The sequence below is a fragment of the Streptomyces sp. NPDC048275 genome (assembly GCF_040652275.1).
GTDB lineage: Bacteria > Actinomycetota > Actinomycetes > Streptomycetales > Streptomycetaceae > Streptomyces.
Genome location: NZ_JBEZLR010000093.1, coordinates 1 through 12,293, shown reverse-complemented (window position 1 = coordinate 12,293; position 12,293 = coordinate 1). Strand labels below are relative to the sequence as shown.

The following is a 12,293-nucleotide window of genomic DNA, read 5'->3' as shown; positions in this document are numbered from 1 at the left end:
TTCCGGAGAAGGTGGGGGCGTGAGGGCGTGAGGGGCGCCCGCGAGCGACGGCCGTGACGTGAGGGCAGTCACGTGACGGCGACCACCTGACGGCACCAGAGACAATGGACCCCGTGCATTACCGCATTCTCGGCACCACCCAGGCACTTCGCTCCGACGGCACGCCCGTCCCGGTCGGCGGGGCGCGGTTGCGCGCCCTGCTGACCGTGCTCGCGCTGCGGCCGGGCAGGACCGTGCCCGCGGCCGTCCTGGTCGACGAGGTGTGGGACGGCGACCCGCCCGCCGACGCGCCCGGTGCGCTGCAGGCGCTGGTCGGGCGGTTGCGCAGGGCGCTCGGGCCGGACGCGGTGGACTCGGCGGACGGCGGCTACCGGCTCGCCGCGGCGGCCGACGACATCGACCTGCACCGTTTCGAGCGGCTGGCGGGCGAGGGTATCCGCGCGCTCGCCGACGACGACCCCGCGAAGGCGGCCGCGGTCCTCGACGACGCCCTCGCTCTGTGGCGTGGCCCCGCCCTCGCCGACCTCCCGGACCGCACCGCGGAGGCGGCCCGCTGGGAGACCCGCCACCTCGATGTGCGCCGCGCCCAGCTCACCGCGGCCCTCGCCCTCGGCCGTGCCGAACAGTCCCTGCCCGAACTCATCGCCCTGTGCGACCTCCACCCCCTGGACGAGCCCCTCCACGCCCTGCGCCTGCGCGCCCTGCGCGACGCCGGCCGTCCCGCCGAGGCCCTCGCCGCGTACGAGTCGGTACGCGGGCTGCTGGCCGACCGTCTGGGCTCGGACCCGGGGCCCGAACTCCGCTCCCTGCACAGGGAGTTGCTGGCGCCGGCTGATGGGGCTGCCGCGGCGGGGCATGGTCATGGGGGGTACGGCGGGGGCACCTGGAACACCGCCGCGCACCGCGCCGGTCAAGACGGTTCCGGCGTCCGGACCGCGGGAGCCGGCACTCCGGCTCCCGACGCAGGAGACGCGGCGCAAGCGGTGGGGCGGGACGGAACCACCGGGCGCGCCGCCACTCCGCCCGGGGCGCGCGTGAGCGGCGCCGCGGCGGCCGACGCCCGAACTCCGGCCCCGGGCACCTCCCCGCGCCGCGACGGCGCCTCCGCCCCCACCGAAGGCAACAGCCCCGCGGAAGGCATCACCCCCGCGGAAAGCGACGCTTCCCCCGCCGAAGGCAGCGCCGCCCCCGCCCTGGGGTCCGCCGACCTCTCCCGTACCCGTCCCACCCCCACACCCCCGCCCCCCGGAAACCTCCGCGCCCGGCTCACCTCCTTCGTCGGGCGGGCGGCCGACATCGACACCATCCGGAGTGACCTCGCCTCCGCCCGGCTCGTGACGTTGCTCGGGCCGGGCGGAGCCGGGAAGACGCGGCTGTCGCAGGAGGCGGCGGAGGCCGTGGCGTACGCGGCGCGGGACGGGGTGTGGCTGGCTGAACTCGCCCCGGTCGACGACCCGGAGGCCGTTCCCGAGGCCGTACTCACTGCCGTAGGAGCGCGCGAGACCGTGCTGCGCGGCGCCGGAGCCGAGGAGATGCGGGCTGTCGACCGGCACGACGACCCCCTCAGTCGACTCGCCGAGCACTGCGCCAGACGCCGCATGCTGCTGATCCTCGACAACTGCGAGCACGTCGTGGACGCCGCCGCGCATCTGGTCGAGGAGCTGCTTCAGAGGTGTCCGGAGCTGACGGTGCTCGCCACCAGCCGTGAACCCCTCGGCGTACCGGGGGAGTTGCTGCGGCCGGTGGAGCCGCTGCCGCAGCCGTTCGCGCTGCAGCTGTTCGCCGACCGGGGGGCCTCCGCGCGGCCCGGTTTCCGGATCGAGGACGACCCGGACGCGGTCGCCGAGATCTGTCGCCGCCTCGACGGGCTGCCGCTGGCCATCGAACTCGCCGCGGCCCGCCTGCGGATGCTCACCCCGCGGCAGATCGCCGACCGGCTCGACGACCGGTTCCGGCTGCTGACCTCCGGCAGCCGTACCGTGCTGCCGCGCCAGCAGACCCTGCGGGCCGTCGTCGACTGGTCCTGGGACCTTCTCGACGAGGACGAACGGGACGTCCTGCGGCGGCTGTCCGTCTTCGCGGGCGGCTGCGACCTCGCCGCCGCCGAGGCGGTCTGCGGGCCCGCCGTGCTGGAGGCGCTCGGCTCGCTCGTCGACAAGTCCCTGGTCGTGGCCGCGCCTTCGACCGACGCGGGGATGCGCTACCGGCTCCTGGAGACCGTCGGCGAGTACGCGGGCGAGCGCCTCGACGAGGCCGGGCAGCGTGCCGCCGCCGAGCGCGCCCATCTCACCTACTACCGCGAACTCGCCCGCACCACCGACCCCCAACTGCGTGGCTCCGGCCAGCGCGCCGCGATCGAACGGCTGGAACGGGAGTCGGAGAACGTCCGCGCCGCCCTCCAGCACGCGGTCGCCACACAGGACGAGCAGGAGGCACTCTGCCTGGTGCTCTCGCTGACCTGGTACTGGCAGATGCGCGACCTGCGCCTGATGGCCCGCCACTGGTCCCGCGAGGTCATGGCGCTGGGCCCCGACCCCTTCACGGAGCCCGTCCGACCGGCCGCCCCCCTGCGCGAGAGCTGCACGGACGCCCCGCCACCGATGCGCCCCGAGGTCCTGGAAGAGGCCCGCCGCGGCGTGCACCTCGTCCACCTCGCCTGCATGGACATGGACCTGGAGGCCTGGGAGACCCCGCAGGCCAAGCAGAAACTACGCGTCGTCAGCCAGACCTACCGGCCCGGCCTCCCGCAGACCTGCCGCACTCCCGGCAGCTTCTGGTTCTACGCCGTGCTCCTGACCGGCGACCTGGACCGCATGCGCTCCGTCATCGACGAGACCGTCCGCACCTGCCGCGAACTCGGCTACGACTGGGAACTCGCCTCCGCCCTCCAGCTGCGCGCCAACATCCTCGCCAACCGCGCCAGTTGGGCGGGCGACGCGACCCGCGACGCCAATGAGGCACTGGACCTGTTCACCCGGCTGGAAGACTCCTGGGGCGTCGCCGAGGCGCTTTCCGCCCGCGGCGAGTCGAATGAGCGCCGGGGCGAGTACGAGCTCGCCGCCGCGGACTACGCGGAGGCGATCACACACGCCGAACGGCTCGGCGCGCACTCCCAGGCGGCCGTGCTCAGCGCCCGGCTCGGCGGCGTACTCATCGAGGGCGGCGACGCCGAGCGCGGTGAGCGCATGCTGTGGGACGTCCTGGCGAAGGGCGAGGGAACCCTCAGCGAGGCCATGCCCGCCTCCCGGCTGTTCCTGGCGATGTGGCTCGGCCGCACCGGCCGGATCGCCGAGGCGCACGAGCAGATGCGCCTGCTGCGCGCGAACTTCGAAGGCGTCAATTTCGTGGTCTTCGACGGTTTCGTGCTGGGCGTCGAGGCCTGGCTGGACGCGCGCGAAGGGCAGTACGCGGCAGCCTTGGAGAAGGTGCGGACGGCGATGGCACGGGCGGGTGACCCGCTGGCGCAGATGATCGCGCCGCACCTGACCTCCGGGCATCTGACCACCGCCGCCATCGCCATCATGGGCGAGGACGGCGGGCGCCGCGCCCCCGACGCGGCCCGGCTCCTCGGTGCCGCCGACCATCTGCTGCCGGCCGGCCACTTCGTGGGCCCGATGGAGGACGAGGTGCGCGCCCAGGCCGAGGCCGACGTGCGGGCCGTGCTCGACCCCGCGGCGTTCGAGGCCGCGTACGCCGAGGGCGGCGGGCTCTCCGTGGAGGAGGCCGCCGCCCTCATCTGACGCGGACCGGGGTTGCCCGACTTCAGCTCTTGGTACGGAACTTGTGGACGGCGATCGGCATCATGACCGCGGTCAGGCCGGCCGCCCAGATCAGCGTCACCAGCACGTCGTGGGCGATCGGCTGGCCGCCGTTCATCAGGCCGCGGGCCGCGTCCGCCAGCGACGAGAGCGGGTTGTAGTCGGTGAAGGCCTGGAGCCAGCCGGGCATGGTGTCGGTCGGGGCGAAGATGGACGAACCGAACTGCAGAGGAAACAGCACGAGAAACCCCATTGCCTGAATCGACTGGGCGTTCTTCATCACCACGCCCAAGGTCAGGAAGATCCACATGATGCCGAAGCCGAAGACCGCCGCGAGACCGATGGCGGCGAGCAGCCCGGCGACGCTCGACACGGACAGGCCGAGGATGAAGCCCACCGTGAGCAGCACGGTCGTGGCGACCAGCATGCGGCCGAGCTCGACCACGATCTTGGCGATCAGGACCGAGGAGCGGGCGATCGGCAGGGACCGGAAGCGGTCCATCACGCCCGTCTGGAAGTCCTGGCTGAAGCCGGTGCCGACCCCCATGGCGATGTTCATGCCCATCATCGCCATCAGGCCGGGGACCACGTAGTTGACGTACTCGTCCTGGTTGCCCTTGCCCGCGATCGAGCCGCCGAAGACGAACACGAACAGCAGACAGAAGACGATCGGCATCAGGATCGCGTCGAACATCGACTCGGGGTCCTGGCGGATCCACAGCAGGTTGCGGCGGACCAGGGCGCCGATGTGGCGCAGGTTGGCGCGCAGACCGATCCGGCCGTCCGCGAGCTCGGCGGTGGCGGGCGGGGTCAGGGTGGCGGCGCTCATACGGCGACCTCCGCGAACTCGGGGGACTCGGGGGACTGGGCGTCAGCGTCCTGCGGGGCACTGGCCTTGTGGCCGGTGAGGGACAGGAACACCTCGTCCAGGCTGGGCAGTTCGGTGGCGATCCCGGCGAGCGTGATGCCGCGGGCGGTGAGCGCGCCGACCACCGCGGTCAGCTGCTCGTCGCTGAGGATCGGGACGAGCACGGTGCCGGTCTCGATGTCCACGGTCGCGCTGCCCGGGCCGGTGAGGCCGAACTCGTCGAGCGCCAGCGCCGTCGGGCGCAGCTCCAGCGGGTCGGCCGGGCGGATGCGCAGCGTACGGCCGCCGACCCGCGCCTTCAGCTCGTCGATGCGGCCGTTCGCGATGACCTTGCCGCGGTCGACGACCGTCAGCTCGGAGGCCAGCTGCTCGGCCTCCTCCATGTACTGGGTGGTGAGCAGCACGGTGACGCCGTCGGCGACCATGCGCTTGACCTCCTGCCAGACCTCGTTGCGCGTACGCGGGTCGAGTCCGGTCGTCGGCTCGTCCAGGAACAGGACGGCCGGGCTGCCGATCATGGAGGCGGCCAGGTCGAGCCGGCGGCGCATACCGCCGGAGTACGTCGACGCCGGGCGCTTGGCCGCCTCGGTGAGCGAGAAGCGCTCCAGCAGTTCGTCGGCGCGGCGGCGGGCGTCCTTGCGGGACAGGTCGAGCAGCCGCCCGATCATGTACAGGTTCTCCCAGCCGGGGAGCTTCTCGTCCACGGAGGCGTACTGGCCGGTGAGGCCGATCACGCGGCGCAGCTGGCGGGGCTGGCGCAGCACGTCGTAGCCGGCCACCGTCGCCTGGCCGGAGTCGGGGGTGATGAGGGTGGACAGGATGCGCACGAGGGTGGTCTTGCCGGCGCCGTTGGGACCCAGCACGCCGAGGACGGTGCCCTCGTGGACGTCCAGGTCCACGCCGTCCAGTGCCTTGGTCTCGCCGTAGTGCTTGACCAGCCCCCGCACGGTGACGGCACCCCTGGTGCCGATGCCGGGGTTCTTGTCGATTCGCGTCATGCCGACAAAGATGCCAGCCGCCACCGACAACCCACCGACAGACCGCCGACAGACCGCCTACAGAGGCGTACGGTCGCCGATATATCGGCGACAGGATGTTCGTCGGAAACGGCGACAGCCCGCCGACGGGGGATTTCGGCGGGCTGCCTTCGTGCCACAGTGGCTCAGGGGGCGGACGGGCCCTGGGGCCCGTCCGGCGGATCATGCCGCAGACGCGGGGCCTGGCACGCCCACCGGCGATTATCAGGCGCCGTTGCTTTCCTGCGACCTGATCCGCCGGACAGGCCCTAGTGGACGGAGTGCTCCTCCAGCGGGAACGTTCCGCCGACGACGTCATCGGCGAACGCCTTCGCCGCGTTGCCCATGACCTCGCGCAGATCGGCGTACTGCTTGACGAACTTCGGCACCTTGCCGCCGGTCAGGCCGAGCATGTCGGTCCAGACGAGGACCTGCGCGTCGGTCTGCGGACCCGCGCCGATACCGACCGTCGGGATGTGCAGGGTGCGCGTGACCTCGGCGGCGAGCTCCGCCGGGACCAGCTCCAGGACGACGGCGAAGGCGCCCGCGTCCTGGACCGCCTTGGCGTCGCGCAGCAGTTGCTGGGCGGCCTCCTCGCCGCGGCCCTGGACTCGGTAGCCCATGGCGTTCACGGACTGGGGTGTGAGCCCGATGTGGGCCATGACGGGGATGCCGGACTCGACCAGCAGCTCGATCTGGCGGTGCGAGCGCTCGCCGCCCTCCAGCTTCACCGCGCCGACCCCGGCCTCCTTGACCAGGCGGGTGGCGGAACGCAGGGCCTGGACCGGGCCTTCCTGGTACGACCCGAAGGGCAGGTCGGCGACGATCAGGGCGCGACCAGTGCCCCGTACCACCGCGGCCGACAGCATGGTCATCTCGTCGAGGGTGACGGGCACGGTCGTCTCGTACCCGAGGTGGCAGTTGCCCGCCGAGTCGCCGACGAGCATGACCGGGATGCCGGCCTCGTCGAAGACGGACGCGGTCATCGCGTCGTACGCGGTGAGCATGGGCCACTTCTCGCCGCGCTCCTTGGCGGCGGCGATGTCGCGAACAGTGATACGGCGTGTGCCCTTGCCCCCGTACAGCGCCTTGCTGCCGTCGGAGGGCTTGGTCGGGGCAGCCGAAAGCTGCGTCATTGCAACGGCTCCTTACGTCATCTCGAGGCGCCCTGACGGCGTCCCCGGATCGCCTCCATGGTGGCACCTCGTGCCACCGGGTGCCAGACCGGGTCGAGCGACATGCGTCTGCGCCTCCACTCGTCGCGCAGGGTCTCGGTGTCGCCGGGCAAGGTCTCCGTAAAAGTCGTAAGGTCTCTGTAAAGGATTTACGATACGATACGGTCCCGTATCGAATCTCGTTAGGGTCTGCCCCATGACGACTTCCGCTGCTGCCGCCGAACGGCGGGTGCCCGAAGTGGTGCACAGGCGCCGCTGGGTCATTCTCGGCGTGCTCATGCTCAGCCTGTTGATCGTGGTGCTCGACAATTCGATCCTCAACGTCGCGATCAAAACGATCTCGACTCCCGCGCCCGCCGGGCTCGGCGCCACCCAGAGCGAGCTGGAGTGGGCCATCAACGCCTACACGCTCGTCTTCGCCGGGCTGCTCTTCACCGCGGGCCTCCTCGGCGACCGGCTCGGCCGCAAGAAGGTGCTGCTCGCCGGTCTCGCCCTCTTCGGCATCGGTTCGGCGCTGGCGGCGGAGGCCGGTTCGCCGGTCCAGCTCATCGTGTTCCGCGCCGTGATGGGGATCGGCGCCGCCTTCGTGATGCCCGCCACCCTCGCCGTCCTCATGAACGTCTTCGAGCGCGAGGAGCAGCCCAAGGCCATCGGCATCTGGGCGGGCGGCGTCGGCGTCGCCATCGCGGTCGGCCCGATCACCGGCGGCGTACTCCTCGACCACTTCTGGTGGGGCTCGGTCTTCCTGGTCAATGTGCCGATCGTGCTGCTCGCGATCGTCCTGATGTTCTGGCTGGTCCCGGACTCCCGCGACCCGAAGCCCGGCCGTGTCGACCTGGTCGGTGTCGTGCTGTCCGTCATCGGGCTCGTGCTGCTCGTCTACGGCATCATCGAGGGCGGCCAGGTGGCCGACTTCACCGACGCGACGGTCCTCGCGGCCATCGGGGCCGGGCTCGCCGTCCTCGTCCTCTTCGTCGTCTATGAGAAGCGCAGCGACCACCCGTCGATAGACGTCACGTACTTCAAGAACAAGGTGTTCTCGGCGGCCATGTCCGCCGTCGCGCTCGTCTTCTTCGCGCTGATGGGCGTGACCTTCTTCTCCGTCTTCTACACCCAGAGCGTGCGGGGGTACTCGCCGCTGCAGACCGGCCTGCTGATGCTGCCGCTCGCCGCGGCGCAGCTCTACTTCGCGCCGCGCGCCCGTCTCGTCGTCGACCGCATCGGTCACAAGGCCACCTGTACCGGGGGCCTGCTGCTTCTCGCCGCGACACTCGGCGCGTTCGCCCTGCTGGAGGCGGACACGCCGATCTGGATCCTCGAAGTCGTCTTCTTCCTCATGGGCGCCGGAATGGCGCACATCATGACCCCGACGAGTGTCGTCATCATGCAGGCCCTGCCGCGTGAGAAGGCGGGCTCCGCGTCCGCCCTCAGCAACACCTTCCGCCAGGTCGGCGGCGCCCTCGGTATCGCCATCCTCGGCTCGGTCCTCTCCACCGCCTATCGCAACGGCATCGACGACAGCCTCTCCCTCCTCCCGCCCGGCCTGCGCCACACCGCGGGCGAGTCCATCGAGGCCACCCTCGGCGTCGCCGCCCGGCTCGGCCCCAAGGGTGATGCCCTGATCGCCCCGGCCAACGACGCCTTCCTGCACGCCATGCACGTCACCGCCCTGTGCGGCGCGGCGGTCGCGGTCTTCGGCGCGGTGATCGTCGCCCTGTTCCTGCCGGGCCGCACAACGGCCGGGCAGCAGGAGGAGGAGGGGGAGGGGGAGGAGGAGCTGGTGGGCGTGGAGTAGTAGTGGAGTAGTAAAGGAGCGGAGCAGTAAAGGAGCACCCCGGCGCATCGAGCAACCATCGCGGGAATCGAGGAGCCGTCGCCGGATCGAAGAACCAGCGCAGAAATCGAAGAACCATAGAAGGAACGGAGCCGACGCGTGAGCCTCGCCGACAGCCGACCCGGGCAGGCGGGCCCCGCCAGGGGACGCCCCCGCAGCGAGGCCGTGGAGCGCTCGATCATCGAGGGCGTCATGAAACTCCTGGAGGACGGCGTTCCCCTCGCGGACATCTCCATAGAGCGCGTCGCCCGCACCGCGGGCGTCGGCAAAGCGACCATCTACCGCCGCTGGAGCGGCAAGGAGGAACTCTTCGTCGACGTCCTGCGCGCCACCGAACCCCCGGACCCGCAGCTCCCAGGCATCTCGATGCGCGACGACCTGATCGCCCTGCTGGAACCACTGCGCCGGCGAGGCCTGGCCAGCCGCTCGTCGGTGATCCTGCACAACGTCTACGCCCAGATGAAGAGCAGCCCCAAGGTCTGGGCCGCCTACCACGCCACCGTCATCGCCCCACGACGCCGGACCACCTTCGAAGTCCTGCGCCGCGGACAGCGCGACGGCGAACTCCGCCAGGACGTCGACATCGAGCTGCTCAACGACCTCTTCATGGGCCCCATGCTCGTACGCGCGGTGCTGCGCCCGGACGCCGAGCTCCCCGAGGACCTCGCGGCGCAGATCGTCGACAGAGTGCTGGAGGGACTGCGGCCCGACCAGCCTTAGGGCCTGTCCGGCGGATCATGCCGGGGACGCGGGGTCCGGCACGCCGATCTGCGGCGTTGTCGTCGGTTGCCGGCGCACCGCATGTGAGCGTTTCGTCACAGAGGGCGTGCATGATGCCCCCATTCGGAACTTCGAACGCCGAGTTGTACGTCCCAGTGCCCGTACGGCCGTCATGGCACGGCAGGAACGACACCGATCATCCCCTAGGGTCGTAGCGCGGGAGAGACGGTGTGCACGGCAGTTTGTGAGGGCGACGGTATGGCGCAGGCGTACATGACGGAGACGGGCAGTGGAGGCTCGGGGCCCGAGCGCCGGGGACCCCGACTTCGACGCCTGCTGGACAAGTGGCGCGGCGACCGTGGCATCTGGCGCCGCGGCCTCGTCCTCGCGGTGTTCGCGCTGCTCCTCGCCCTGGTGATGGTGCTGCACGCGCAGATCCCGAATGTCGTCGGCAACCTGGGCAGCCTCATGGAGACGTTTCTCCCATGGCTGGGCCTGTGCGTCCCGGTCCTGCTGATCCTCGGCTTCCTGCGGACGTCCGCGACCGCCCTGATCGCCACCCTGGTGCCCGCGATCGTCTGGCTGAACCTCTTCGGCGGACTGCTCATCGACAGGACCGGCAGCGGCGGCGACCTGACCGTCGCCACCCACAACGTCAACGCGGAGAACCCGAACCCGTCAAGCACCGCCCGTGAGGTGGCCGCGTCCGGTGCGGACGTCCTGGCCCTGGAGGAGCTGACGGAAGCGGCGGTGTCGACGTACGAGAAGGCGCTCGCCCCGACGTACAAGTACCACTCCGTGCAGGGCACCGTCGGGCTGTGGAGCAAGTACCCGCTGACCGATATCGAGCCGGTGGACATCAAGCTGGGCTGGATCCGTGCGATGCGGGCGACGGTGACGGCGCCGGCCGGACAGGTCGCCGTGTACGTCGCCCACCTGCCCTCGGTCCGGGTGAAGATGGAGGCCGGGTTCACCGCCCGCCAGCGCGACACCAGCGCCGACGCGCTCGGTGAGGCCATCTCCGATGAGCCGCTGCGGCAGGTCGTTCTGCTCGGTGACCTCAACGGCACGATGAACGACCGCGCGCTGAAAGCCGTCACCTCGCAGCTGCGCTCCACCCAGGGCGCGGCGGGCAGCGGCTTCGGGTTCAGCTGGCCGACGTCGTTCCCGATGGCCCGGATCGACCAGATCATGGTCAAGGGCGTCGAGCCGGTGACCTCCTGGACCCTGCCCGAGACCGGCAGCGACCACCTTCCGATCGCCGCGCGTGTCAAGGTCACCGCAACCGGATCTTAACCTCCAGGAATACTGGGCCTGAGAGCCTTTGTTCCATAGCTGAACTTAAGCTGCCCGTGCACAGCGGCGTGCACGGGCACGTCCCTGTCCGGACGTGCTTCGCCGCGCGTTGTACGTGCTCAGCCGCTCGTCGTCACGCGCTTCTCTGCTCGTCGTACGTGCTTCTCCGCTCGCTCCCCTGAAAGGCCCCTCATGCCTCTGGCCCTGCTCGCCCTCGCCGTGGGCGCCTTCGGCATCGGCACCACCGAGTTCGTGATCATGGGCCTGCTGCCCGATGTCGCGGACGACCTGGGCATATCCATACCCAGCGCGGGACACCTGGTCTCCGCGTACGCCCTCGGCGTGGTGATCGGCGCCCCGCTGCTCGCCGCGGCCACGGCCCGGATGTCCCGCCGCAAGGTCCTGATCGCCCTGATGGTCCTCTTCGTGGCCGGCAACGCGCTCTCCGCTTTCGCCCCGGACGAGCACTGGCTCCTCGCCGCCCGCTTCCTCAGCGGCCTGCCGCACGGCGCCTTCTTCGGCGTCGGCGCCGTCGTCGCCACGAACCTGGCCGCCCCCGAGCGCAAGGCCCGCTCCGTCTCGCTGATGTTCCTCGGTCTGACGGTCGCGAACATCGTGGGTGTACCGGCGGCCACGTTCATCGGCCAACTCCTCGGCTGGCGGGCCGCCTTCCTGGGCGTCAGCGTGATCGGCCTGGTGGCGATCGCCTCGCTGGCACTCCTCATCCCGCACGACCACACGCACGCTCCCACCGGTGGCCTGCGCGGCGAGCTCGCCGCCCTGCGCTCCCTCCCCGTCTGGCTGTCCCTGGGTACGACCGTGGCGGGCTTCGGCGCGCTCTTCTCCGCGTACAGCTACATCACGCCGATGCTCACGGACTCCGCCGGTTACGCCGAGTCCAGCGTGACGCTGCTGCTGGCCCTCTTCGGTGTGGGCTCGACGGCGGGCAACCTGGTGGGCGGACGCCTCGCCGACCACTCCCTGCGCGGCACGCTCTTCGGCGGTCTCGCATCGCTGGTCGCGGTGCTGGCCCTCTTCCCGGTTCTCATGACCGCCCAGTGGAGCGCGGCCGTCGCGGTCACCCTCCTCGGCGCCGCGGCCTTCATCACCGGCTCGCCGCTCCAGCTGATCGTCATGGAGAAGGCCTCCGCGGCCCCGTCCCTGGCCTCCTCCGCCAACCAGGCCGCCTTCAACCTCGCCAACGCCGGCGGCGCCTGGATCGGCGGCCTCGCCCTGGCCGCGGGCTTCGGCGCGACGTCGCCGGCACTGGCCGGGGCGGGGCTGGCCGTGCTGGGCCTCGGGGTGGCGGGGGTGGCGTACGCGGTGGACCGCCGCCGGGCGCTGGTCCCTGCGGGAGCCCCGGGCCGCTTGATCGCGGCGCACGTGCCTCCGCACCCGGAGCACGTTCACCACTGACTCGGTCGGGGGCGGGGGTGGGTCTGTTCCGCCCCCCCCCGCCCCCTTGCCTCCGCTCCCGAGCTGAGAGTGCGAGTTCGAATTCTCGTCACCGTACTTTGAATCCTCCCCTCCGTGAAGGGAGGGGATTCCTGGCTCAAGCTGCCTGGCGGACCCGCGGTCCGTCAGGTCTTCCGCTCTCGGCACCAGCCGGGTTGAGACCAGCCCGGA

Annotated in this window: 8 protein-coding genes; 5 read left to right on the top strand and 3 right to left on the bottom strand. The window is 71.2% G+C overall.

Translation table 11 applies throughout. The features are described 5' to 3' along the window. Positions 1 to 104: 104 nt before the first annotated feature. Positions 105 to 3,740, top strand: coding sequence for a BTAD domain-containing putative transcriptional regulator (locus AB0D57_RS37090; protein ID WP_362083781.1), 3,636 nt, complete (start codon positions 105 to 107; stop codon positions 3,738 to 3,740). A 22-nt stretch (positions 3,741 to 3,762) separates the two neighbouring features. Here the strand turns inward: AB0D57_RS37090 and AB0D57_RS37085 are convergent, their stop codons facing one another. The 3 genes from AB0D57_RS37085 to panB form a co-directional block, all read right to left on the bottom strand. Next, a complete protein-coding gene (locus AB0D57_RS37085) occupies positions 3,763 to 4,587 on the bottom strand; it encodes an ABC transporter permease (protein ID WP_362083778.1) in 825 nt (274 codons plus the stop codon). Beyond that, positions 4,584 to 5,624, bottom strand: a complete 1,041-nt coding sequence (locus AB0D57_RS37080; RefSeq protein ID WP_362083775.1) for an ATP-binding cassette domain-containing protein — start codon at positions 5,622 to 5,624, stop codon at positions 4,584 to 4,586. The genes AB0D57_RS37085 and AB0D57_RS37080 overlap by 4 nt, the downstream gene beginning before the upstream one ends. A 287-nt stretch (positions 5,625 to 5,911) precedes the next feature. Then, complete coding sequence (gene panB, locus AB0D57_RS37075; protein WP_362083772.1) at positions 5,912 to 6,778, bottom strand: 3-methyl-2-oxobutanoate hydroxymethyltransferase; 867 nt, start codon at positions 6,776 to 6,778, stop codon at positions 5,912 to 5,914. A 235-nt stretch (positions 6,779 to 7,013) separates the two neighbouring features. Here panB and AB0D57_RS37070 point away from each other — a divergent pair, with 235 nt between their 5' ends. The 4 genes from AB0D57_RS37070 (at position 7,014) to AB0D57_RS37055 (ending at position 12,083) form a co-directional block, all read left to right on the top strand. Further along, complete coding sequence (locus AB0D57_RS37070; RefSeq protein ID WP_362083769.1) at positions 7,014 to 8,612, top strand: MFS transporter; 1,599 nt, start codon at positions 7,014 to 7,016, stop codon at positions 8,610 to 8,612. Positions 8,613 to 8,750: 138 nt separating this feature from the next. Continuing rightward, a complete protein-coding gene (locus tag AB0D57_RS37065) occupies positions 8,751 to 9,371 on the top strand; it encodes a TetR/AcrR family transcriptional regulator (protein ID WP_362083766.1) in 621 nt (206 codons plus the stop codon). Between the two features lie 258 nt (positions 9,372 to 9,629). Then, complete coding sequence (locus tag AB0D57_RS37060) at positions 9,630 to 10,667, top strand: endonuclease/exonuclease/phosphatase family protein (protein WP_362083763.1); 1,038 nt, start codon at positions 9,630 to 9,632, stop codon at positions 10,665 to 10,667. A gap of 192 nt (positions 10,668 to 10,859) precedes the next feature. Then, a complete protein-coding gene (locus AB0D57_RS37055) occupies positions 10,860 to 12,083 on the top strand; it encodes an MFS transporter (RefSeq protein WP_362083760.1) in 1,224 nt (407 codons plus the stop codon). The last annotated feature ends 210 nt before the right edge of the window (positions 12,084 to 12,293 follow it).

What these genes read in the sequence shown, in the direction of transcription:
- AB0D57_RS37090 (WP_362083781.1), top strand. Translation starts at nt 105, where the DNA reads ATGGACCCCGTGCATTACCGCATTCTCGGCACCACCCAGGCACTTCGC.
- AB0D57_RS37085 (WP_362083778.1), bottom strand. Translation starts at nt 4,587, where the DNA reads ATGAGCGCCGCCACCCTGACCCCGCCCGCCACCGCCGAGCTCGCGGAC.
- AB0D57_RS37080 (WP_362083775.1), bottom strand. Translation starts at nt 5,624, where the DNA reads ATGACGCGAATCGACAAGAACCCCGGCATCGGCACCAGGGGTGCCGTC.
- panB (WP_362083772.1), bottom strand. Translation starts at nt 6,778, where the DNA reads ATGACGCAGCTTTCGGCTGCCCCGACCAAGCCCTCCGACGGCAGCAAG.
- AB0D57_RS37070 (WP_362083769.1), top strand. Translation starts at nt 7,014, where the DNA reads ATGACGACTTCCGCTGCTGCCGCCGAACGGCGGGTGCCCGAAGTGGTG.
- AB0D57_RS37060 (WP_362083763.1), top strand. Translation starts at nt 9,630, where the DNA reads ATGGCGCAGGCGTACATGACGGAGACGGGCAGTGGAGGCTCGGGGCCC.
- AB0D57_RS37055 (WP_362083760.1), top strand. Translation starts at nt 10,860, where the DNA reads ATGCCTCTGGCCCTGCTCGCCCTCGCCGTGGGCGCCTTCGGCATCGGC.